Raw genomic sequence first — 23,338 nt, forward strand, 5'->3', positions numbered from 1 at the left:
GACCGTGTCCAACGTGCTGCGCGGACGCGGCCGCGTGGGCGAGGCCACGCGCGAACGCGTGCTGGCGGCGATCGCGGCGCTCGGCTACCGTCCGCATCTGCCCGCGCGTGCGCTCGCGGAGGGACGCGCGCCCACGATGGCGCTGATGGTGCCGAGCATCGCCAATCCGTTTTATCCCGAGTTCGCGCTCGCGGTGGAAAATGCGCTGCGCAATACCGGGCAATTCCTCATCATCTGCAATACCGACGGCGATCCGGTGACGGGCCGCGCGTATCTGGAGCAGATCGCGGGCACGCTCTCTGAAGGCGTGCTCGTGACCAATGCGAACCTCGATTTCGACGATCTGCGCCGCACCGAATCGCGCGGCGCGCCGGTCGTGCTGTGCATGTGGGAACGTCCGCTCGAACCGCCGGGCCTGCCGTGCGTGGCCGTCGATTTCCGGCTCGCGGGCGAACTCGCGGCGCGACATCTGATCGAGCTGGGGCATCGGCGCGTGGGCGCGATCGTCGGCAGCAAGGCGACGGGCATTCATGCGGCGCGCTACGAAGGTTTTCTCGATGCGATGCGCGCGGCGGGGCTCGACGGCGCGGCCGCGCCGACCATCTTCACGCCCGACACCACGCAGGGCGGCTACGCGGCGGCGCGCGAACTGCTCGGCCGCCACCCCGATCTCACCGCGCTGTTCACGACCAACGATCTGCCCGCGCTGGGCGCGATGCAGGCCGCCGCCGATCTGGGCTTCGACGTGCCGCGTCAGTTGTCGGTGGTCGGCATCACCGACATTCAGCTGGCAAGCGAATCGCGGCCCGCGCTGAGCACGGTCGCGGTGCCCACGGCGGAAGCGGCGGGGCTGGCGGTGAAGCTGCTGCGCGAGCTGATCGCGCGAACGGGGCGAGCGGCGAAAGAGCGCAAGGCGCCGCGCGAGGCGACGGTGTGCGTGACCTCGGCGCCGCGGCTCGTGGTGCGGGCCTCGACGGCGCGCGCGCCTACGGCTTGAGGAGCGTCATGCGCTCGATCTGGCGCACGACTTCGTCGCGCAGTTCGGGCGACATGTCCTGATAGCCGAGCAGGTCGGAGATCCACAGACCGTCCGCCGCGAGACGGCAGATCATGAGACGCGCGGCCTGATCGAGCGGCAGCGGATCGGGCCGCGTCCACTTGCGCATCGGCGCGGAATAGCGCTCGCGAATCTCGGGGTCCGTCATCATCGCGGCGACCAGCACGCGCAGCACGTTGGTGCTGGCGGCCGGACTCGTTTCGTTGATGGTGGTGTGCAGATAGGCGCGCGACGCTGCGCCGCGCGCATCCTTGCGGTCGGCGGCGAGGCGCGTTTCCATCTGATCCTCGAAACGTTCGAGCGTCTGCTCGAACAAGGCGTCGAGGAGTCCTTGCTTGTTGACGAAGTGATATTGCAACGCGCCCTTGGTCACACCGGCGCGCTCCGCGACGGCTTCGAGCGTGACGGCCTGCACGCCGTGATCGGTGGCGATATCGGACGCGGCCTGCAGCAATTGCGCACGCACCTGCGCCGGGGCCTTCTTGCGACGCGTGCCGGAAGCGGGGGCCTCGGATTTCGTGGCGGGCTTTGATGCGGGCTTCGGAGCGGTTTTCCGGGCGGAGTCCGCTGTGGATTTCGCCGTGGATTTCGCGGCGCTTTGTCCAGGGGTTTTGGGCGCCGGCGTCTTGCGGGTGGCGCGCGGCTTCGTAGCGCTTTCGGCGCGTCCGGCAGCGCGCGCCGGTGCGTTGACGTTGAGATTCTTCATGGTTCGATCTTACCATTGCCGACGGCGGCGCAAAACATTCCGTACGGATGGTATTATTCGCGCCATGAAAAAATCCGACCTGCCATTCGCGGCGCTGCTCGACGCCGCCATCGTGCGCGGACGCGACGCGCTCGCGCGCCGCCAGGCGCCCGACGGAAGCTGGTGCTTCGAGCTGGAATCCGACGCCACGATCACCGCCGAATACATCCTCATGATGCATTTCATGGGCAAGATCGACACCGTGCGCCAGGAGAAAATGGCGCGCTATCTGCGTGCGATCCAGCGTCTCGAAACGCATGGCGCGTGGGATCTCTACGTCGACGGCGCACCCGACGTTTCGGCCAGCGTAAAGGCTTATTTCGCACTGAAAGCCGCCGGCGACGCGCCCGACGCGCCGCACATGAAGCGCGCGCGCGACGCCATTCTCAAGCTCGGCGGCGCGGCGAAGTCGAACGTCTTCACGCGCATCCTGCTCGCCACCTTCGGCCAGGTGCCGTGGCGCGCCACGCCGTTCATGCCGATCGAGTTCGTGTTGTTCCCGAAGTGGGTGCCGATCTCGATGTACAAGGTCGCGTACTGGGCGCGCACGACCATGGTGCCGCTGCTCGTGCTCTGTTCGCTGAAGGCGCGCGCGCGCAATCCGCACGCGGTCTCGATCGCCGAACTGTTCGTCACGCCGCCGGACGAGGAGCGCGACTACTTTCCGCCCGGCAAGGGCGTGCGCAAGCTGTTTCTCGCGCTCGACCGCACGATACGCCATATCGAACCGCTGATTCCGGGCGCGCTGCGCAAGCGCGCGATTCGTCACGCCGAAGCGTGGTGCGCCGAACGCATGAACGGCGAAGACGGCATGGGCGGCATCTTTCCGCCGATCGTCTACAGCTACCAGATGATGGACGTGCTCGGCTATCCCGAGGACCATGCGCTGCGCCGCGACTGCGAAAACGCACTCGAAAAATTGCTGATCGAGCGCCCGGACGGCAGCGTGTATTGCCAGCCGTGTCTCTCGCCGGTCTGGGATACCGCGTGGAGCACGATGGCGCTGGAGCAGGCGCTCGCGGTGCCTGCGGAAGAAGCCGTCGAAGCGTCGGAATCGACGGGCGAAACGCGCGCGGCCTCCACGCCGGTCGCGCTGCTCGACCAGCAGATCGCGCGCGCTTACGACTGGCTCGCCGAGCGTCAGGTCGACGACCTCAAGGGCGACTGGATCGAGAACGTGCAACCCGACGTTCCGCCCGGCGGCTGGGCGTTCCAGTACGAGAATCCGTACTATCCGGATATCGACGACAGTGCCGTGGTGGCGGCCATGCTGCATCGTCGCGGTCGTGCCGAAGCGCGTAAGACGGGACGCGATCCGTACGCGGCGCGCGTGTCGCTCGCGCTCGACTGGATGCGCGGTCTGCAGTCGCGCAACGGCGGCTTCGCGGCCTTCGACGCCGATTGCGACCGCCTGTATCTGAACGCGATTCCGTTCGCCGATCACGGCGCGCTGCTCGATCCGCCGACCGAAGACGTGTCGGGCCGCGTGCTGCTGTGTTTCGGCGTGACGGGCCGCGAAGAGGAGCGCGCCTCGCTCGCGCGTTGCATCGACTACATCAAGACGACGCAGCGCGAGGACGGCAGCTGGTGGGGCCGCTGGGGCACGAACTACATTTACGGTACGTGGAGCGTGCTGGCGGGTCTCGCGCTCGCGGGCCAGGATCCGCGCCAGCCGTATATCGCGCGCGCGCTGTCATGGCTCAAGGCGCGTCAGCATGCGGACGGCGGCTGGGGCGAAACCAACGACAGCTATATCGACGCGAAACTCGCGGGCACGAATGGCGGCGAAAGCGCGTCGAATTTCACGGCGTGGGCGTTGCTCGCGCAAATGGCATTCGGCGACTACGAGTCGGAGTCGGTGCAGCGCGGTATTGCGTATCTGCTGTCGGTGCAGGACAGCGACGGTTTCTGGTGGCATCGCTCGCATAACGCGCCGGGTTTCCCGCGCATTTATTACCTGAAGTATCACGGCTATACCGCGTATTTCCCGCTCTGGGCGCTGGCGCGTTATCGCCGTCTCGTGGAAGCGGGGCGCGCGAAAACCGCGTGATTTCAGCAGCCAGAAAACGCCACTCGAACGAGTGGCGTTTTTTTTCGTGTAATCCGTCTGGAAGCGGAATCGAATTATTTAATATCGAATATTCGAATTGCCTTTCGCGACCTTCAATTATCCTTTTGAAAGAATGAATTCGTCTGCAGAATAGCCCTGAAAAAAGCCTCTAAAACAGCCTAATTGTTCGCCGCGAAATGTCGTTATAGCGCTGGAATGCGCCGACTTCCGGTGCATCGTTGCCGGACAAGGGCGAGGACATGAACGGTTTGCTGCAGACGGTACGTTTCAAGATCATCGCGGCGATGGCCACCTGCGTGGTCATCATCGCGCTCATCGGTGCTTATAGCGCCCTGACCATTTCGCGTCTCAATCAGACTGTACTCGACGAATATTCCGGCACGGTCGTGCCAATTCGCGATCTGGGCGATGTGCGTTCGGCGGCCATCGAGGCGCGCCTGCAACTCACGCGCATTCCGCTGCGCCGCGATGCGGAGCAGACGCGCACGTCCGCCGAAGCCGTCGATCGCGATCTCACGCAAATGGCGAAAGCCTGGGGCGATTATTATCCGTCGCGTGTGAGCGGCGACGCCGAGCGCGCCATCGCCGACAAGATCGACGCGGCCATGGCGCCGTTCCGCGATACGGCCAATCAGAGCCTGCAGCGCTACAACGCGGGCGACTACGACGGCGGCCTGCAGATCGAAACGGCGCAGAAGGCGCAGGTGCAGGGTCTGCTCGACAACCTGGACAGCGACATCGCGATGAACGACGACGAGGCGAAAGACTTCGCCGCGCGCGCGGACAGCCACGCACATACGGCGCTGCTGGTGGCGGTCGTGCTGGTGATCGCGGGGCTCGCGGTGGCGGCGAGCGCCTCGGTGTTCCTGCTGCGCGTCATTATGCGTCCGCTCAACGGCGCGATTGCGGTGGCCAACACGATTGCGGGCGGTCGCCTCGAAAGCGAGATCGACGCGAGCGTGGGCGGCGAATTCGGCGAACTGCTCGGCGCACTCAAGCGCATGGACGGCCAGCTCGCGGGCATCGTGCGCGGCATTCAGGATTCGACGGAATCGGTGGCGCTGGCGGCGCGCGAAATCGCCGCGGGCAATCTGGATCTTTCGGCGCGGACCGAGGAACAGGCCGCGTCGCTCGAAGAGACGGCCGCGAGCATGACCGAAATTACCGAAACCGTGAAGCAGAACGCCGACAACGCGCGCCAGGCGAACGGCCTCGCGAGCAACGCGAACGACCTCGCGCACGGCGGCGACACGGTCGTGCAGGAAATGGTCGGCACGATTCAGGAGATCAGCGGCAGCTCGCACAAGATTTCGGAGATCACGGGCGTGATCGAAGGCATCGCGTTCCAGACGAATATTCTCGCGCTCAACGCGGCCGTCGAGGCGGCGCGCGCGGGCGAGCAGGGCCGCGGCTTCGCGGTCGTCGCGAGCGAAGTGCGCAGCCTCGCGCAGCGCTCGGCCACGGCGGCGCGCGAAATCAAGGAGCTGATCACGTCGTCGGTGACGATGATCGAGGGCGGCGCGCAGCAGGCGGGCCGTGTCAGCGACACGATGGGCCAGGTGCGCGACGCAATCCGCCGCGTGTCCGATATCGTCGCCGAGATTTCGGCGGCGTCCGAGGAGCAGAGCCGCGGCATCGAACAGGTCAATCAGGCCGTCACGCAGATGGACGAGGTGACCCAGCAGAACGCCGCGCTGGTGGAAGAAGCCGCCGCGTCCGCGCAATCGCTCGAACAGCAGGCGGCCACGCTCAAGCAGGCCGTTTCGGTGTTCCGTTTCGCGGAAGGCGGCCAGCGCGCGCACACGGCGCCGGTCCGCGCGGGCCACGGCATGTCCGGCCAGCCGAGCTTCGGCTGAATTTCGGCTGAATTTCGGCTGAATTCGGGCCGCACCAAAGCGCGTGCGCCGTGCGCGCCGGATCGGCTTGAGCGATCCGGCGCGATTTCTCGCGGCGGGCGAACGCGCCGCCGTGTTCAAGCTTCGCGGCGCGCTGCCGATATCCCGCATAGAGGGTCGTGCAGAGCGGGGGCCGCGGTTCAGGCATCCGGCGAGCGCCAGACGATACGACGCAGAAACGACGCAGAACCGACGCAATTCCTTAGATAAATTCCATGAAGACGATCCAGCCAGGCGTCGACGAACGCACCACGCTCACCAGCAACAACCGCTTAGAACTCCTGCTGTTTCGCCTCGGCGAAGCACGTCCGGGCGCCGGGCGCGGACTCTACGGCATCAACGTGTTCAAGATCCGCGAAATCGTGACGATGCCGGAAGTCACGCCGATCGCCGGTTCGCCCGCGCATCTGGTGGGCGCGGTCGACATTCGCGGCCAGATCATTCCGGTGATCGACATTGCGTCGCTGATCGGTTCGGCGTCGGACAAGCCGCCCGCGATTCTGCTCATCACCGAATTCTCGCGCGGCACCCAGGCGTTCGCGGTGGAAGAGGTCGAGGACATCATCCGCCTCGAATGGAAGGACGTGCTGAGCGCCGAATCGAGCGGCACCTCGGGCTACGTGACCGGGATCGCGCGCATCGATGCGGGCAACGGACAGACGCGTCTCGCGCAGGTGCTCGACGTCGAGCAGGTGATGCGCGACGTGTTCCCTGAACAGCACGAAGACGTGAAGCCCGAAGCGGTGGGCGACGCGCTGCGCACGGCGGGCGGCCGCATTCTCGCCGCCGACGATTCGGGCTTCGCGCGCGCGCTGATCGGTCAGGCGCTCACAGCGCTCGAAGCGCCGCACGTGATCGCGTCGAACGGCGAAATGGCGTGGCAGATGCTGCTGAAGATCGCGGACGAAGCCGCGCAGGAGAAGGTGCCGGTGCGCGAGAAGGTATCGCTCGTGATCACCGATCTGGAAATGCCCGAGATGGACGGCTTCATGCTCACGCGCAAGATCAAGGCCGACGATCGCCTCAAGCATATTCCGGTGATCATCCACTCGTCGCTCACGGGCGCGGCGAACGAAGCGCACGCGCGCAACGCGGGCGCGAACGGCTACATCACGAAGTTCGCCCCGGCCGAATTGTCCGCGGCGATCCGCAAGGCGCTTGCCGCGTGAACGCGGAACAGGCCTCGCTGCAACGAACCCCCTGTAACACATAACAACGCTTCTCTCTGGTTCCGGGCGCCGACGACAAAGCCCCGGAACCGCTCCGTGCCGACCTTCGGGTCGGCTTTTTTTTTGCGTTGTGCGGAGCGGGAGGATGGTGCGTTAGAGCGCGTGTTGCACCGTGCGCGCCGAGTCGGTGATGTCCTGGCCGAAGCCGGCAATCGTATTGCAGGCCGAAAGGCCGAGCGTCGTGGCGGCGACCAGAAGAGTCGCCAGAATGCGAATGTACATATAAACCCCGCGTGGTAATCGAACGCCGGCCGTGCGCTTTATTGCGTTCTGTGAACCGGCGTGAACGGGAGTTTATCAGCACTCGATGCGCGCGCACCTTACATTAACTTGCGGGTCGCGCGCGCGAGGTCTGGAATCAGTGCACGCGATCCGCGTGGGCATTCACGTCGATGGCCGGCACGGCATTCGCATCGTCGCGCGAGGCCGAGTGTGTGCGCCCGGTGCTCGCGGTGCGCTTCGCGCGCCAGCGTGCATAAGCAGCCGTCATCAACGGCGCGAGCAGCGACGTGACGATCGTCGAGGCCGCGATTTGAGGCGTCGCCACGGAAACGAGCGCGCCGAGTCGCGGATCGACGGCGGCGATCGCGGTCGGCGTGGCCACCGCGTTGCCGGCCGTGGTCGAGGCCGCCATGCCGCCGACGCCCGAGCCGCCCATCAGGCGCGACGCCAGCACGTTGAACACCGCGCCTGCCGCGAGCGTGATCAGGCCGAGCACGATGCCGGACAGACCCGCGCCGAGAATCGCATGCAGATTGATCTGCGCGCCGAGCCCGAACGCGAAAAACGGAATCAGCAGATCGCCGCCCGACTTGAGGAATTTGCGCATGTCGGCGTCGAGATTGCCGAGCACCATGCCGATGACGATCGGCAGGATCGTCGCCACGAGATCGAGCACGGGAATCTTCGCGAGACCGGATAGCCCGAGCGCGACCATCGTGATGAACGGGCCTTCGAGGATCGACAGCACCGCGAGCGCGCCGCGATCCATTTCGTCGCCGAATTGCCGCGTCAGTGCGGCGTAGAGTCCCATGTTCGCATTGGTGACGGCCGCGATGATCGCCATGCCGGACAAACCGAGAAACCCTTGCGCGCCAAAGAATTTGCTGACCACGAGCCCGATCAGCACGCCGCTGACGAGTTTCGCAATCGTGATCGCCGCGCCGTTTCGCAAGGCGCGCGGCGCGGTGCGAAACTGAATTTCGGCGCCCATGCAGACGAAGAACACCGCGAGAATCGGCAGCGCGCCATGCGCGAGCTGCGTCGAGAAACTGCCGATGCCGAGCACGCGCGGCGCGAACGTATTGAGTACGCTGCCCCAGAGCAGAGGGATGACCATCATCCCTCCAGGAAAGCGTTCGATGGCCTGTTTGATTTTCACCTTGAGTCTCCTGCTTATTCTGGCGCGCACGCATGCGGGCGTGCGGCCGGTTTTCATTCTTCAAAGGTCATGCGAGGCGAGGGCGCGGCAGGCAGCGAAGCGCACGGCATGCCGCGCGCGGCGTTACATCTGCGCGCCGATCATCCACGGCACGAATTCCTCGTTGCCGATACCGAGCGCTTCGCTCTTGCTCTTGCCGCCCGACGCCACCTCGACGATCATGCGGAAAATCTCTTCGCCCTTTTGCTCGACGCTCGCGGTGCCGTCCATGATGTCGCCGCAATTGATGTCCATGTCGTCGGCCATGCGGCGGTACATCGGCGAATTGGTCGCGAGCTTGATCGACGGCGCGGGCTTGGCGCCGAAGCACGAACCGCGTCCCGTCGTGAAGACCACGAGATTCGCCCCGCTGGCGATCTGGCCGGTCGCGCCCATCGGGTCGTAGCCCGGCGCATCCATGAAGACGAGGCCGTGCGTATCGACCGGTTCGGCGTAGCGATACACGCCCATCAGCGGCGAGGAACCGCTTTTGGCCACCGCGCCCAGCGACTTTTCGAGGATCGTCGTGAGACCGCCGGCCTTGTTGCCGGGCGTCGGATTATTGTCGATGCTGCCTTTCTCGCGTTCCGCGTAGGCTTCCCACCAGTGAATGCGCTCGACGATTTTTTCGCCGACTTCCTGGCTGATCGCGCGGCGCGTCAACAGATGTTCCGCACCGTAAATCTCGGGCGTTTCGGAGAGAATCGCGGTGCCGCCGTGACGCACGAGCAGATCGACAGCCGCGCCCAGCGCCGGGTTCGCCGTGATGCCCGAATAACCATCGGAGCCACCGCATTGCAGCGCGATATTGATGTGCGAAACCGGCAGCGGCTCGCGCACCGATTGATTCGCGATCGGCAGCATGGTTTTGACGGCGGCGATCGCGGCGTCCACGGTCTTTTGCGTGCCGCCTTCTTCCTGCATCACGAGCGGCACGAGCAGCGGGCCGGGCTCGACGCCCTCGGCGATAAACATCGCGCCCATCTGATTCGCTTCGCAACCGAGACCGATGATAACCACGCCCGCGAAATTCGGGTGCTTCACATAGCCGCCGATCGTGCGACGCAGTTGCGCGATGCCTTCGCCATGATGGTCGATGCAGCAGCCGAAGCTGTGCGTGATCGGCACGATGCCGTCGACGTTCGGATACGCATCGAGCGCGCCCGGCGCGCTGAAGTGCTGCGAAACCAGCTTCGTGACGGTCGCCGAGCAGTTGACCGTGCTGATCACGCCGATATAGTTGCGCGTGGCCACGCGGCCGTCGGCGCGGCGAAAGCCGTTGAAGGTCAGCGGCGCGCTCGCGGGCTCGACGGTCTTGAGGTCTTCGCCGAAAGCGTAATCGCGGTCGAATTCGCCGATCGAGAGATTGTGGACATGCACGTGGTCGCCGACGCGAATCGGCTGCGTGGCGAAGCCGATGATCTGGCCGTAGCGGCGCACCGGCGCGCCTTGCGCGACGTCGCGGCAGGCGACCTTGTGGGCGGCGGGAATGTCGGCGGCGCAAACAATATCGTCGAAATCGGCGAGAATCGTACCGGCGGCGAGTGCGCCGCGTGCGATCAGCACGTCGTCGAGGTCGTGCAGTTTGATGGCGAGCGTAGCCTGGCTCATGGTGCCTCCTGATTGTGGGGTCGGGGTGCCGGGCGTGGCTCGTCGTAGTGGCTCGCGAGCGTTGGCGACCGGCGTGAGCACATGATCGGGCGGGCGGGAGACAGGCGCAAATTGGTCAGGCCACTTCGGAGACCACGGCGTCACGCGGCATTTTTCCGCGCCATTCAGGCATAGCGAACAGAGAGTCGAAGGTGGAAAGTCGTTCGAAAAACACAGGCGCGCTGGCCCAGACGGTCCGGCGCATCGAGACAGGTATTCAGGAAGGACGCTGGCAGGCCGATGAGCGCCTGCCTTCCGAGCGCGCGCTCGCGGAGTCGTATGGCGTCTCGCGGGCGACGGTGCGTGAGGCAATTGGCCGCCTCGCGAGCAAAGGCGTGCTCGAAACGCGGCGCGGCAGCGGCGTCTATCTGCTGCGTGCGAAACCCACGGGGCTCGCGGCGCCGTGGCTGCAATTGATCGCGGATACGCCGCCCTTGCGTTCGGAAACGCTCGAATTCCGCCTGGTATTCGAATGCGCGGCGGCGCGCTTTGCGGCGCTACGCTCGTCCGCGCATGAACTCGAACGCTTCGAGACCATACTCGAACGCATGCGCGACGCGGTGACTCATGCCGACGTGGACGCCGAAGCGGCCACCGACGGCGAATTCCACACGGCGCTCACCGCGGCCTCGCACAATCGTCTTCTCGATCAGTTTTACGCGAGCGTCATCGCGATGCTGCGCGATCATATTGCGAGCAATACCTACGACGCGACGGTCAATAACGCCAACGCGGCGATGCAGGCGCGCAATCGCCTCGATCAGCACGAATCGATTTATCACGCCATTCGCGACCGCAATCCCGACGCGGCGCAGCAGGCGATGTACGTGCACATCGATTACGTGGGCAAACAGTTCAACGTCTGAGCGGCGCTGAAGCGGCATATTGGCAGTTATTACCGGTAATTCACGAGATTGATCACGTCGTTGAGGAACCACGGGGGGCTTTATTAACTATTGCGGTGGGTTGGCTCAAGCCTTTGATCCCTAGGGTTTTTGGCTGTTTTTTTTGGGGGAGGCGCATTGTGCCATCCGCAGCGGCACTCGTCCTTTCGCGTCGCGATAACGTTAGATCATCTGCCTTAGTTCGGCCATGAGCCGCCGGTCGAGATCGTCCTCCAGTTTGAATAGCCAAGGTCTCGCCCGCGCTCCCTCAATGGCTGGTTTCCGGCGAGCAAATTGCTTGTGGGGTGCTGCCTCAACCCGGCCATAAATCGCCGTTCACATACGCCTCCAGTGGGCCGCTCTGGCGTCAGCTTTGCCGTGTAACCAGCCATCCGATTCTCGACGGAGAGCCGCTATCGAGAGAGCACAGACTAGGACGGCCGCCGTGAGGCTGGAGCGCGATACCAATGGCGTCAACAATGCGCCACATTGCTGACGAAGAATCCTATCTGCGCAATTGTCGACTCACCGCTAATCTGTCATCTGAACGCTTTGGACTTCACTGTTCCTGAGGCCGAATGGCTTGCTCACGTTCGGCAAAGTCGTTGATTGACGCCTTCCCGGCGACCCGTGAGTTGAGCACATCGGTCATGGTTCGCTCGAAGGCGTCGACAACCTTGGTCGGCGTTTCGGCAAGAGTGTGTTCGAACAACAGCGCGTCGTGCATGGGCAAGACCACAGTCACGTCACCGATGGAAGCGACCGCCAACAGCGCCCGCTTAAATATCAGGGATGCCGTTCCTTGGACTACTTGGCTGACGGCCGAACGCTGTTCTTTGCCTGTGAGCGGCCCCCCGCTGGCCCGTCGGTAGTGGTTACCGAAGAATGTGGATACGCGACCGGAGCTCTGAAACTCGGCCCATACGGATTTTTTCCAATCCTCATAGCGCTGAAATAGCCGGAATGCCTCCTTCGCCTTCTGTCGGTCTACTCCGAGCGAGGAGGCCGCGTCGACTAGAGCCTGCCGATTCATTCCGTAGGCGTAGGAAAGGAACAGTTGTTTGGCGGCCTTCCGGTTGTCGACGAGACCCAAACGCGTGTTCGCAAAGAGATCGTACATATCGCCTGCAGCGTACAGTCGCTTAAGCTCCTCGTCGCCGGAGAGGGCCGCCATTATGCCGACCTCGAACTGATCAAAGTCGACGTAGCTAAGTTGGGCACCAGCGCGCGCGCGGATGATAGAGCGGTACCGTTTCGGGATATTCTGGAGACTGGGGCTGCGCAATTGGACGCGCGACGTGCGCGAGCCGAACACATCCACTACTGGTCGAGTGCTGTTGGTGTTCAACGTCAGAGAGCCGAGTACGCGCCGCGCCGTCTCGAGAGCAAGGAGTGCCTTGGTGTCCCCGCCGAAGTCGCGATCGTGTGGCACGAAGTCGAGAAGGTAATCGACCGAGACTTCGTCCAGTTCAAAGCCTTCCAAGAGCAACTTATTCTCGATGGCGCGCCTGCTCGGCGTCTCGAGTGGCATGTCGTGCTTCGCGGAATAGTTCTTGAGCATCAGGAAGTAGTCGTGCTCTGCCTGTGACCGCTTTTCCGAGAGTCCGGCTGCGTCGATTGAGATCCCGGCTGACATAGAAAGCTGCAGCAAACGGTATGCGGGCACCTCGACGGCGAAAAAACGCTCAAGCTCGCTGTCAGTAGATGCTTGCATGCAGAGGTCGAGATACATCGCCTCGATCGCCATCGCGGCCTTGGCCGCGATGCCCACATCGAGTGCTGCGCCCTTGTTGATCATCTTCTGATAAGCGTCGCAGACTTCCTTTTCCGCCCCGTATTGCTCCAAGTGTGTCGTCACGTCGCGCTTCTCTCGGAGGAGTCGGTCCTCGGGAACACCGCTGATAGAGATGCGGAATTCGTCAACGTCAACGATTGCGCCAGGCAGACTCCTCGTCTTGTCGAATAGCGCGTCCCGAATCATCCAGAAGTCGTGGCATACCACGATTCCCTCGAACCCCACGATGCTTGCAGCGTCGGTTTCCTTGACGTGGCCATCTTGGAACCAGTAAAAGGTGTCAGCGCCCCTGCCGGTGAAGTCCTTCACGAAGAGCATCAGTCTGAACGCTAGGTCAATCATAGCCGCTGACCTCGTTGACAAGGTTCAGGAGATCCGTGCTCTCGCGTACAGCGAACGGCAGGCCGTCCTTGTTGCAGTGACGCTCGGCTCTGCGGCTAGTTTCCTGCAGAGAGGTCGGCACATGGCCATGGAGGGGGCGCAACGCCTCTTTGTCAAGCACTGAGGAGGCGATCAGGAGGTAGCGGGCGTTCTGGTAAGGCAGGGTGCTGAACTCTCTAACGCATCTCTCGATGAGAGCCCGTTCTTCCACGCAGCGGAGCCAGATAAAGATTGCCGCCGCCTCCCCGGACTTCACGTCCTCCCGCAACTTACGGTCGGCCAGTGCCACTAGCTCGTCGGATCGGTGCCTCCGCACCGCGAGCAGCATCCAGATATTGTAGTTCTGCCAGTCGTGAATGGCCCCGTGTTCTTCAAGCAGGAACGCCTCTAACGCTGGCAGGCAGCGACCGTCGCGGTCTAGGGTGGCTATCAGCCGACAGTATTGGTCGGTTGAGACCGCGTGCTCGGACAACGAGCGCGATAGGGTGTTGAGGAGGTTGATTGACAGTGCTTCGCCTACGTCGAAGAGGCCGGACTCGACGATCTTCGCCACACGGTTCACTGCGAAGCGGAAGGTCCGCGTCTGCGAGTCTCCGGCTTCGATGCATCGGCTTAGAATGTCGAAGATATAAGTCACCGACTTAGTCACGATGCGCCGACTCCGGGACTGCCACATCTGGTTGATTGCGATCGTGGAGCTATCCTGTGAGGGGAAGTACTCCGCGATTTTCTCGCTCGGAACATCCGGGGCGAGAATCTCAGTCTTGTTTGCGTTGATGTTGAGACCAACTGTTCGCAGCTGTCTGATCAGATCCTGCAGCGCGCGGCGAGCGTGGAGCTCGGAGTCTGCGATGATACGAATATCGTCCACGTAGCGGTAGTAGTCGTAGCCCCTCCTCGTCATCTCTCTGTCCACGGACGACAGCAGAATGTTAGACAAGAAGGACGAGGCGTCGCGGTTCTGCGGGAGGCCGTGGTCCTGGCTGAACGTCCATTGCGTGAGTAGTCGGTCGAGAGTGGCGATCGCGTTACGGATCTGCAGTTTCTCAGGACCGGTTGCGGCGAGGTCGGGGACCGCGTTCTCGAGCGCGTCTACGATTTGCGCGCGCGACACGTTCTCAAAGAAATTGCTCAGATCGGTGACCAGCAGATGGCGCCCTGATCTGCGGAAGGTCAGCGTCACTCCCTCAAAAGTGAACCAGCGGTCAATCTTGTTTTTGAAAAGGTATTTCGCGTCCAAGGGGGCCGGGTCGTACCGGTAGCTCAGCACTCGATGGCCGAGGAGAGGGTCGTAGAACGGGATTAGGAAGCTGCAGATCGCCTGGTAGACGAAGCGATCGAAGAAGTCGGTCTCCAGCCCGTAACGCTCCCCGTATCCTTTCTTCGGTATGTTGCGGACGACGCTGCGAGTGCCTCGATACACGCCGTTCCATTCCTGCAGAAGCGAGATAATGATCCGCTTCGCCTCGGCTGGATGCTTGAAGAGGTCGTCGTACTGCAGACAATCGAAATACCAGTCGTCCCGCATATCCTGGCGGAGATGCTTCAGCACAAGGTCAAACTGCACTGGAAATCCGAGCGCTTGGCCGTTCAGCCAGAAAGCGGGATTGTTTATATAGTCAGCCTCGTCAATGCTTTCCATTCCCGAGTGTATCCTCAGTTTCACTGGGTTGAGCCCCAAACTATGGTATTTGTTTATGGCATATCGACAAAATCGTCAGCAACGGCCGTGCGATGCGACAATCCGTATTACGCACCATCGAGCGGAAGAGCCACCCTCCACGCGACCAAGGTGTCGCCGTTCCGCGAGACTTTGCTGCACTGTTCAAGCTACGGCGTGCCTGAAATCTTGCGACCACCGCATCTTCATAGGCGATACCGCATCCTTCCTGCCCGAATGCAACGCGTTGTAATTCTAGATGTAGGTCATCCATAGAAACAAGCGCATAGCCGATCCGCTGATTCATTCACACAAGCAGAATGTTGAAAAGTTGACGAGAATGATAACTGCCTCCGCTCCGGCGTCGCTTCTACTCGGGTGTCATGCGTCACGGTGTGCGAGCCATTTGGGGGCTCGAAGTTGTCCCAAAGGCGGCGAGCGTTGATTGTTCCATTGCGAAGCGTGGCTTGGGATCACAACAACGCGTGGCACGACCTTCGCGGTGAACGGGTAAGATCGCCGCGCAGTCGAGTAGAGACGTTGAGCGCCGCGACGGCCCGCTGGTTCATGTGCTTCAGCCCCAAAGCGTGTGCCCGAGCGCGCTAGAAGTGGAAGAACGGCAACCTGATGAGCTGCCTTCCGACAGTCGAAGGCGAATTGGCTCCCTGCTCCAACCCTACCCGTAAACGGACCGAACCCGGTCGCTCCGCTGTAAGTTCTTCCCAAGAGAACGTCTACTTCACTCCGGGAAGAGTCGATGCCGTATTGTGTCAAAGGCCCGCTCAGGGTCGGGAGTACGCACTCCCGAGTGGCCGCTTTGGGGCTGCAGAATCTCATTGACTGCTTTATGGCGATGAGTTTGGGGCGCGGGCCGACGCAGCCCGACCCAAGGGCGACTTTCGCTCCTGAACTCCAAAGCGGTCAGTCCAGCACCTGCGTTGCCCGGTGAGAGAGGATTGTTGCTCCGTCTGCTCTCGGCCGATTGCGTGAGGTCGCAACGACCGCTTACCGGCACTCCAATCGTAAAACCTGACTTTTGGCTGATTGCCCGGTTTGCGGAAAGTTATTTGACCGCTCCGCGGGTCGAATGAAGCCCCTTACCTCCGAGTCCCTTAGACCCGATCTGACTGTAACTGTGGGATCGAGCCCGCAGCTTCACTCCTATAACGCATGCCTTCTCGCCTACGGGAATTTTTTGACCAACGACAGAACCCTGAAGGTGATCTCCTCACCCGAACGACTGTTCGATGGCTCTCAGGCTAGCGATAATTCACCAAATTGATCACGTCGTTGAGAAACCACGGCAGGATCAATTGCGTGTCCGGATAGCTCGTGCCGACCGTGAGCCTCGGTTGTTGCGACGCCGACGGCGTGCCGTCGGATGCGCCATCCGGCGTCGAAGTGGACGCACAGCCGCTGGCGAGCGCGCTAAAACAGGCGGCGAATACGGCGGCGAAATAAAGACGCCTCATGGCGATGAACTCCTGCAACGTTGCATCGCCACATTGTCCATGAAATCTACGAAAGCGCGCGCAAATGGGTGCGTAAGCGGTCGATCTCGCCTGCGGGGAACGGCGCTTCGATTTCCTCGTGCGTGCGCTGCCAGATCGGAAAGGCTTGCGCGAGCAGCCGGTCGCCGGCGGGCGTGAGGCTCAGGCGGCGGCTGCGTTTGTCGTCTTCGTCCGGTTCGATGCGCACCAGTTCGCGCCGTTCGAGCGGCTTGAGCGCGGCCGTGAGCGTGGTGCGATCCATGGCCAGCAGCGACGACACTTCTTTCATCGTCGGCGGATGCGGGCGATTCAGCGACATCAGCAGCGAAAACTGCCCGTTGGTGAGATCGAGCGGGCGCAGGGCCTCGTCGAAAATGCGCGCGAGATTGCGCGCCGCGCGCTGCATGTGCAGGCACAGACAGCAATCGCGCACCATGAGCGTGGCGTCGAAGGGAAGTTTTTTCGGGTGGGCCATGTTGCAATTGTGTTGATATCAACCTATATTGTCAAGGCCGGTCGGGCAGTCTCCCGTTGTTCCTTTCGATAGCTGGAGGAAGCATGAGCGATCATCAACTGTTTCTCGCGGTTTTTCTCGGCGGCAAGGACACGCCGCGCATGAAGGCCTGGATGGCGATGCCCGAAGATGAGCGGCACGCCAAAGAGCATGAAGGTATTGCGGCGTGGAAGGCGTGGGTCGAGCAACACAAGACGTCGATCGTCGATATGGGCGGCCCGCTTGGCAAGACGCGGACCATCGGCGTGGATGGCGTGACGGACACCATGAACCGGCTGACGGGCTTCACGGTGGTGCGCAGCGCCTCGCACGCGGACGCGGCAAAAATGTTCGAAGGCCATCCGCATTTCACGATCTTTCCGGGCGAAACCATCGACGTGATGCCGGTGCTGCCTATTCCGGCCGGTTGAGCGGGAGTCGTCATGAAACTCTATGGATTTGCCGGGACCCGTTCGCAGCGTGCGCTATGGGGTCTCAAGGAAGTCGACGCCGATTTCGAATTCATTTCGGTCAATCTGCTCGAAGGCGAGCATAAACGGCCCGATTATCTGCGCCTGAATCCGGCGGGCAAGGTGCCCGTGCTCGTCGATGGCGACCGCGTGATTCCCGAGTCTGCCGCCATCGTGCTGTATCTGGCCGATAAATATCCCGAGAAAGGTTTGCTGCCGGACGATCTCGACGAACGCGCCCAGGTGTATCGCTGGACGATGTTTGCGGTGACCGAACTCGAGCAGCCGCTCTGGCGCATCACGCGGCACAGCTTTCTTTATCCGCCGGAGCAGCGCTCGGCAGCCGATATCGAACTCGCGCGCAACGACTTTACGACGATAGCCGCAATTCTGGAGAAGCATCTGGAAGGGCGCGAGTTTATCGTCGGCGATCGATTGACGGTGGCCGATTGCGTGACGGCCTATCTGATCGACTGGGCCGGCGAGGTGCAGTTGCTCGATGGCTTTCCGCGTTTGCGGGCGTATCTGGAAAGGCTTTACGCGCGTCCGGAAGCGCCGCAGCGTATTGCCGAAGCGCGCAAGGCGGCGTAGCGCTGCGCATGTTTGTCGAGGTAGTTATTTCGGTATGCTGATTATTCGTTAGTAAACCATCTTTGAGTGACTTTTTGTGACGGACCCGCTGAATCGGCAGACGAATCGCGTTTGCCGTGACCGGCGCGGCGGGTTCGCTCACTTCTTTTCCGACCACGCGCGTGCGCCATGCCCATATCCCAGGGTAAACATCAGGAGCTGCCGGAAATTCTTTAAAATAGTTGGTGTACGGAGTATATTTGTCTCCATCACGATACCGATACCCACGGAGACAGACACCATGCAGTTTCATCTCAACGGATTCCGCGTTGGCGACCCGACCATCGAACCCGCAGCCGTCGGCGCGCCGCGCGCCGGTTTGCCCGAGAAAGTCGACGTCCTGATCGCCGGTAGCGGTCCGGCGGGTCTCGTGCTGGCGGCGCAACTCTCGCAGTTTCCGTCGATCAAGACCTGCGTCGTCGAGCGTCGCGAGGGACCGTTGCAGATGGGGCAGGCGGATGGCGTGGCCTGCCGCACCGTCGAGATGTTCGAGGCGTTCGGGCTCAGCGACCGCCTGCTGCGCGAAGCGTATTGGGTCAACGAAACCGTGTTCTGGCGCCCGGACGCACAGGATCGCGGCGAGATTCGGCGTACCGGACGTGTTCAGGATACCGAAACAGGTTTGTCCGAGTTTCCGCATGTGATCGTCAATCAGGCGCGCGTGCAGGATTATCTGCTCGACGTGATGCGTCGTTCCGCGCAGCGTGCCGAGCCGCATTACGCTCTCGAAGTGGTCGACGTGCAGCGCGATGGCGCGGACGCCGACTATCCGGTGCTCGTCACGCTGCGTCGCACGGACGCCGCGCGTGAAGGCGAAACCGTCACCGTGCGGGCGCGCTACGTGGTGGGTTGCGACGGCGCGCGCAGCCGCGTGCGGGCGTCGATCGGCCAGACGCTGCGCGGCGACGCCGCCAATCACGCGTGGGGCGTGATGGATGCGCTCGCGGTCACCAATTTCCCGGACATCCGCCTGAAGGCCGCGATTCAATCGGCGAGCAAGGGCAATCTGCTGCTGATTCCGCGCGAGGGCGGCTATCTGGTGCGCTTTTATGTCGATCTCGGCGACGTCACGCCGGAGAATCGCGACAGCATCAAGCAGACCACGGTCGAGCGTCTGATCGAAACGGCGCGCGGCATTCTGCATCCTTACACGCTCGACGTGAAAGAGGTCGCGTGGTTCTCGGTGTACGAAGTGGGCCAGCGTCTGACCGAGCGTTTCGACGACGCCATCGCCGACGGCAGCGCGCGCGAGCCACGCGTGTTCATCGCGGGCGACGCCTGCCACACGCATAGCGCGAAGGCAGGGCAGGGCATGAACGTGTCGATGCAGGACGGCTTCAACCTGGGCTGGAAGCTCGGCGCGGTGCTCGAAGGCCGCAGCGACGCGAGCCTGCTGCGCAGCTATTCCGACGAACGCCAGCCGGTTGCGCAGGAGCTGATCGACTTCGACAAGGAGTGGTCCGCGATGATGGCCGCGCCGCCGAAGGACCCGCAGCGGCCCGAAGCGGGCGGCGTCGATCCCGCGGAATTGCAGGCGTATTTCGTGCGTGCGGGCCGCTACACGGCGGGCGTTGCCACGCGTTACCGGCCGGGTGCGCTCACGGGCGAGGCCACGCATCAGGCGCTGGCCACGGGCTTTGCGATTGGCGCGCGTTTCCATTCGTCGCCGGTCGTGCGGCTCGCCGATGCGAAGCCCGTGCATCTCGGTCACGCCGCGCGCGCCGACGGCCGCTGGCGTCTCTATGCGTTCGCCGATGCCGATGGCCACGCGCTGCGCGCGCTCTGCGAACATCTGGCTAACTCGCCCGAGTCGGTGCTGCGCCGCGCGACCGCCGCGCAAGCCGATATCGACAGCGTGCTCGATCTGCGCGCGGTCCTGCAGCAGCCGCATCGCGAAGTGCGCGTCGACGATTTGCCGGCGCTGCTGTTGCCCCGCAAGGGCCGTCACGGCCTGATCGACTACGAGAAGGCATTTACGAGCGACGCCGCGACTGATATCTTCGACGAGCGCGGCATCGACCGTGCACGCGGCGCGCTCGTCGTGGTCCGTCCGGATCAATACGTCGCCCATGTTCTTCCACTGGACGCGTACGCGGAGCTCGACGCCTTTTTCGCCCCGATCTTCCGCACGCGTTAAACACATCGACAGCGAAATTGCCGAAACAACCCGACGATCCCGCGCTTTCCAAATTCACGGGCAGCCTCGTGCGCCGCGCGCAGCAGCGCCACGCGGCAGTGTGGCTGAGCGAAGTGTCGGCCGAGATTACGAGCGTGCAGTATGCGGCGCTCGAAATCCTCCAGCAGACGCCCGGCCTCAATCAACGGCAACTCGGCGACGAGCTGGACGTGGATCGTTCGACCATCGCGGACCTCGTGGCCCGTATGGTGCGCAACGATCTGATCGAGCGCTCCGACGATCCCGCCGACAAGCGCAGCTACGTACTGTTTCTCACGGCGGCGGGCAAGAAGCAGTTGGCGAGCTTGCGCCCGCGCGTGGAGGAAGTCGAGCGCGTGCTCACGGCGCGGCTCACGCAGCGCGAATGCATGGAACTGCGCCGCTTGCTGCTGGCGTTGATGGTGCCGCGAGCGTAGTGCGCGATTAACGCGCCGCTTCGGCCGCCCACGCTTCGGCATCGACGCCCGCCGGAATGCGCAGCGGCGCGGCGGGATCGGTGGCCGCGCGCCAGACGGCGGCGGCCACATCCTTCGAGTAGGTCACGGGCGCTTCGGTATCGGCGAATTCGGCGAATACGCGCTTGACGAGATCGGCGTACGCCTCATGCTCGAAGCCGAAGATATGGCCGCGCGCGTTATCGGCGAAACGTGTTTCGGGCGAGCGTCCCGGCAGCACGAGATGCACGCGCACGCCGAAGGGCGCCACTTCCACCGCCGTCGATTCGCTGAACGCGTTCACCGCCGCCTTGCTCGCGCGGTAGGCGCTCAACAGCGGCAGCACCTTCATGGTCACGCTCGACGTGACGTTCACCACCACGCCCGCCTGGCGCTGCCGGAATTGCGGCAGCACCGCCTGCGTGAGCGCGATCGTGCCCAGCGTGTTGGTTTCGAAGATCTCGCGGACGGCGTCGATCGGCGCGAGTTCGGCGGGCGACGCCATGCCGAAACCCGCGTTGTTGACGAGCACGTCGATCGGGCCGGCGGCTTCGACGGCGCGCTGAATACTCTGCGCATCGGTGACGTCGAGCGGCAGCACGCGCAGGTGGTCCGAAGGCGGCAGCAGGTCGGTGCGCGGCGTGCGCATCGTGGCGACGACGCGCCAGTCGCGGGCGAGAAATTCGCGCGCGATTTCGAGGCCGAAGCCCGAGGAACAGCCGGTGATCAGCACGGTTTTCATATGCACTCCAGTCAGGTGGTCGGTGAGTGCACTTACGATAGAGCGCGCAAGCCGTACTTGCTACAATCAAAAATCCGAAAATCTTTCGCAGGAGTCCGGCGATGATCGATCCGCTGGCCGAGGTGGTCATGCTGTTGCAACCGGGCGCGCGCTTCTCGAAGCTCGTGCACGGCGCGAGTCCGTGGCGCATCAGCCGCTCGGATTCGGGGCAGCCGTTCTATTGCGTGATCCTCGAAGGCGGCTGCGAAATGGTCATCGACGGACACACGCCGATCGTGCTGCATGCGGGCGATTTCGTGCTGATTCCGGCGGTGTACGGCGTCGCGATGACGAGTCTCGATGCGCCGCCGGATGTCGAGTCGCGCGATCCGGTTGCGCTCGGCGACAACGAGTACAGGATCGGTGCGCCGGACCGTCCGGTGGACGCGCGCATGATGGCCGGGCATTGCTCGTTCGCCTCGCCCGACGCGGCTTTGCTGGTGTCACTGCTGCCGCGCTACGTGCATGTGCGCGGCGAGCAGCGCCTCGCCACGCTGGTCGGGCTCGTGCGCGAAGAAACGCGCGAGCAGCGACCCGCACGCGATATCGTGCTGTCGCGTTTGATGGAAGTGCTGCTGATCGAGGCGCTGCGTTCGGCGGCGGGTACGCAGGCGTCGCCGGGACTCGTGCGCGGACTCGCCGACACGCGTCTGGCCGCCGCGATTCGCGGCATGCACGAGCAGCCTACGCACGCATGGACGGTCGCTGAACTCGCGAAAGCGGCGGCGTTATCGCGCTCGACCTTCTTCGAGCGCTTCAGCCGCGCGGTGGGCGTGGCGCCGATGGAGTATCTGCTCAACTGGCGCATGGCGCTCGCGAAGGATCTGCTGCGCCGTAACGCGGGCCGTCTCGCTGAGATTGCGGAGCGCGTGGGCTATAGCTCCGCGAGTACGTTTAGCGTGGCGTTCACGCGGCATGTCGGGCGGCCGCCCGCGCAGTATGCGCGTGAGCAACAGGCGAATCCGGAGATGGTTTGATTCGTTACGCGTGACGTAAAAAATTAATCAGTAGAGCGAATAACGCGACCACGTTTCAATCGGAATCAGCGCTTGCGGTACGCTGTTTTTTCCATTCTCCGCGTCACGCAAATGCGCAATCGCGGTTTCAATCAGCAACCGCAAATCCTGTGAAAGCAAATAGTCGATCACGTCGGCGCGCAGCAGCGGCTCCGTGACGCGGTTGACTTCGTGCGTCACGTAGAGCGTTTTGCCCGCGAGTCCGCGTTCCTCCAGCGCCTGCGCGAGTCCTTCGTTGCCGCCCGCCACGTTGTAGATGCCGTCGAGCGCGCCATGCGTTTCCATGCAGCGCCGCGTGGCTTCGTAGGTGGCCGCGCCCGAATCCGCGCCCTTGATTACTTCGACGAGATTCACATGGGGAAAGCGCTGGCGCAGCAGCGAACGAAAACCAATCTCGCGATCTTCGTGACACGTATAGGAAAACGTCGCGACCACGACGGCCACCGAAGGCGAGGGCCGCGTTTCCAGATGCCGACCGATCAGATGCGCGGCCGCCTGACCCGCCGCGCGATTGTTCACGCCGACATAGGTGTGACGCGCGTCGGCGTCCACGTCGGTGATCATCGTGACGATGCGCTTGCCCACCGCCATGCACTCGCGCAACGCGGCGGTAATGACCGGCGTGTTGGTGCAGATGATGCCGATGCCGTCCGCGTGCGCAGCGGCTTCGCGCACGCGCTGCGCGACGGCGTCTTCACTCGCGCCCACGCAATCGACGATATCGAGCGTCACGCCGTGCGGGGCGAGCGCCGGTGCGAGCGTTTCGGCCGTGCGCATGAGTTCGGCGGTGAAGGCGTCGCCTGCCTGGACCACGAAGCGCGCGCGGAACGGCGCGCTCGCGTGAGGCGCGAGGGCATCGATCGTTTGCGCGGGATCGCCATTCGCCGCCGATCGCTCGATCTGGCGGATGGCGGCCTCAACGGCGTGGCGCGTGCGCGGATGCACGCCGGGCCGGTCGTTGAGCGCGCGGTCGATGGTCGCCCGGCTGAGTTGGGTGATCTCCATGAGTTGCTTGAGCGTGGGACGGCCTTTCATGGCGGCTCCTGATCGAGGCAAGTTCG

20 protein-coding genes are annotated in these 23,338 nt (G+C 63.4%); 10 read left to right on the plus strand and 10 right to left on the minus strand.

What is annotated here, in order from left to right; translation table 11 throughout:
• Positions 1–997 (plus strand): LacI family DNA-binding transcriptional regulator (locus G3N97_RS11350; protein WP_205993296.1); only part of this gene is annotated, 997 nt, incomplete at its 5' end.
• Here G3N97_RS11350 and G3N97_RS11355 read toward each other — a convergent pair.
• Positions 987–1,523, minus strand: a complete 537-nt coding sequence (locus G3N97_RS11355; RefSeq protein WP_346778054.1) for a TetR/AcrR family transcriptional regulator — start codon at positions 1,521–1,523, stop codon at positions 987–989. The two genes, G3N97_RS11350 and G3N97_RS11355, sit on opposite strands and share 11 nt — an antisense overlap.
• A 292-nt stretch (positions 1,524–1,815) precedes the next feature.
• Here G3N97_RS11355 and shc point away from each other — a divergent pair, with 292 nt between their 5' ends.
• The 3 genes from shc to G3N97_RS11370 all read left to right on the plus strand — a co-directional run bounded on the left by shc (position 1,816) and on the right by G3N97_RS11370 (position 6,937).
• Complete coding sequence (gene shc, locus G3N97_RS11360) at positions 1,816–3,852, plus strand: squalene--hopene cyclase (RefSeq protein ID WP_205993331.1); 2,037 nt, start codon at positions 1,816–1,818, stop codon at positions 3,850–3,852.
• Between the two features lie 260 nt (positions 3,853–4,112).
• Positions 4,113–5,729 carry a methyl-accepting chemotaxis protein gene (locus G3N97_RS11365; protein WP_205993298.1) on the plus strand — a complete coding sequence of 539 codons (1,617 nt, stop codon included), beginning with the start codon at positions 4,113–4,115 and terminating at the stop codon, positions 5,727–5,729.
• Between the two features lie 254 nt (positions 5,730–5,983).
• Positions 5,984–6,937, plus strand: coding sequence for a chemotaxis protein (locus G3N97_RS11370; protein WP_205993299.1), 954 nt, complete (start codon positions 5,984–5,986; stop codon positions 6,935–6,937).
• A gap of 153 nt (positions 6,938–7,090) precedes the next feature.
• Here the strand turns inward: G3N97_RS11370 and G3N97_RS39955 are convergent, their stop codons facing one another.
• From G3N97_RS39955 to G3N97_RS11380, 3 genes are all read right to left on the minus strand, one after another.
• The gene (locus tag G3N97_RS39955; protein ID WP_260183653.1) at positions 7,091–7,219 is read right to left on the minus strand and encodes a hypothetical protein; all 129 of its coding nucleotides are present in this window, start codon (positions 7,217–7,219) and stop codon (positions 7,091–7,093) included.
• A 136-nt stretch (positions 7,220–7,355) separates the two neighbouring features.
• Positions 7,356–8,378, minus strand: a complete 1,023-nt coding sequence (locus G3N97_RS11375) for a 2-keto-3-deoxygluconate permease (RefSeq protein WP_346778055.1) — start codon at positions 8,376–8,378, stop codon at positions 7,356–7,358.
• A 123-nt stretch (positions 8,379–8,501) separates the two neighbouring features.
• Entirely contained in the window at positions 8,502–10,028 is a 1,527-nt protein-coding gene (locus tag G3N97_RS11380) for an altronate dehydratase family protein (protein WP_205993300.1), read from the minus strand.
• A gap of 191 nt (positions 10,029–10,219) precedes the next feature.
• Between G3N97_RS11380 and G3N97_RS11385 the strand changes: the two genes are divergently transcribed.
• The gene (locus tag G3N97_RS11385; protein ID WP_110326424.1) at positions 10,220–10,933 is read left to right on the plus strand and encodes a FadR/GntR family transcriptional regulator; all 714 of its coding nucleotides are present in this window, start codon (positions 10,220–10,222) and stop codon (positions 10,931–10,933) included.
• Between the two features lie 577 nt (positions 10,934–11,510).
• Here the strand turns inward: G3N97_RS11385 and G3N97_RS40160 are convergent.
• The 4 genes from G3N97_RS40160 to G3N97_RS11405 form a co-directional block, all read right to left on the minus strand.
• Positions 11,511–13,055: a DNA polymerase gene (locus G3N97_RS40160; RefSeq protein WP_205993301.1), complete on the minus strand. Its 1,545-nt coding sequence runs from the start codon at positions 13,053–13,055 to the stop codon at positions 11,511–11,513.
• 25 nt (positions 13,056–13,080) lie between these two features.
• A complete protein-coding gene (locus tag G3N97_RS11395) occupies positions 13,081–14,769 on the minus strand; it encodes an RNA-directed DNA polymerase (protein ID WP_205993302.1) in 1,689 nt (562 codons plus the stop codon).
• 1,277 nt (positions 14,770–16,046) lie between these two features.
• A complete protein-coding gene (locus tag G3N97_RS11400; RefSeq protein ID WP_205993303.1) occupies positions 16,047–16,259 on the minus strand; it encodes a hypothetical protein in 213 nt (70 codons plus the stop codon).
• Positions 16,260–16,305: 46 nt separating this feature from the next.
• Positions 16,306–16,752, minus strand: a complete 447-nt coding sequence (locus G3N97_RS11405) for a MarR family transcriptional regulator (protein ID WP_205993304.1) — start codon at positions 16,750–16,752, stop codon at positions 16,306–16,308.
• An 83-nt stretch (positions 16,753–16,835) separates the two neighbouring features.
• On the opposite strand from G3N97_RS11405, the gene G3N97_RS11410 reads away from it, so the two are divergent.
• From G3N97_RS11410 to G3N97_RS11425, 4 genes are all read left to right on the plus strand, one after another.
• On the plus strand, positions 16,836–17,201 hold the full coding sequence (locus G3N97_RS11410) for a hypothetical protein (RefSeq protein WP_205993305.1): 366 nt from the start codon (positions 16,836–16,838) through the stop codon (positions 17,199–17,201).
• Positions 17,202–17,213: 12 nt separating this feature from the next.
• A complete protein-coding gene (locus tag G3N97_RS11415) occupies positions 17,214–17,831 on the plus strand; it encodes a glutathione S-transferase family protein (RefSeq protein WP_205993306.1) in 618 nt (205 codons plus the stop codon).
• A gap of 280 nt (positions 17,832–18,111) precedes the next feature.
• Complete coding sequence (locus G3N97_RS11420) at positions 18,112–20,007, plus strand: FAD-binding monooxygenase (protein WP_205993307.1); 1,896 nt, start codon at positions 18,112–18,114, stop codon at positions 20,005–20,007.
• Between the two features lie 17 nt (positions 20,008–20,024).
• The gene (locus tag G3N97_RS11425) at positions 20,025–20,462 is read left to right on the plus strand and encodes a MarR family transcriptional regulator (RefSeq protein WP_205993308.1); all 438 of its coding nucleotides are present in this window, start codon (positions 20,025–20,027) and stop codon (positions 20,460–20,462) included.
• A gap of 7 nt (positions 20,463–20,469) precedes the next feature.
• Here the strand turns inward: G3N97_RS11425 and G3N97_RS11430 are convergent, their stop codons facing one another.
• Positions 20,470–21,222 carry an SDR family oxidoreductase gene (locus G3N97_RS11430; protein WP_205993309.1) on the minus strand — a complete coding sequence of 251 codons (753 nt, stop codon included), beginning with the start codon at positions 21,220–21,222 and terminating at the stop codon, positions 20,470–20,472.
• 101 nt (positions 21,223–21,323) lie between these two features.
• Here G3N97_RS11430 and G3N97_RS11435 point away from each other — a divergent pair, with 101 nt between their 5' ends.
• A complete protein-coding gene (locus G3N97_RS11435; protein WP_205993310.1) occupies positions 21,324–22,238 on the plus strand; it encodes an AraC family transcriptional regulator in 915 nt (304 codons plus the stop codon).
• 27 nt (positions 22,239–22,265) lie between these two features.
• On the opposite strand, the gene G3N97_RS11440 is transcribed toward G3N97_RS11435, so the two are convergent.
• Positions 22,266–23,312, minus strand: coding sequence for a LacI family DNA-binding transcriptional regulator (locus G3N97_RS11440; RefSeq protein ID WP_205993311.1), 1,047 nt, complete (start codon positions 23,310–23,312; stop codon positions 22,266–22,268).
• Between the last annotated feature and the right edge of the window lie 26 nt (positions 23,313–23,338).

This window comes from Paraburkholderia sp. Ac-20347 (genome assembly GCF_017104805.1).
GTDB lineage: Bacteria > Pseudomonadota > Gammaproteobacteria > Burkholderiales > Burkholderiaceae > Paraburkholderia > Paraburkholderia tropica.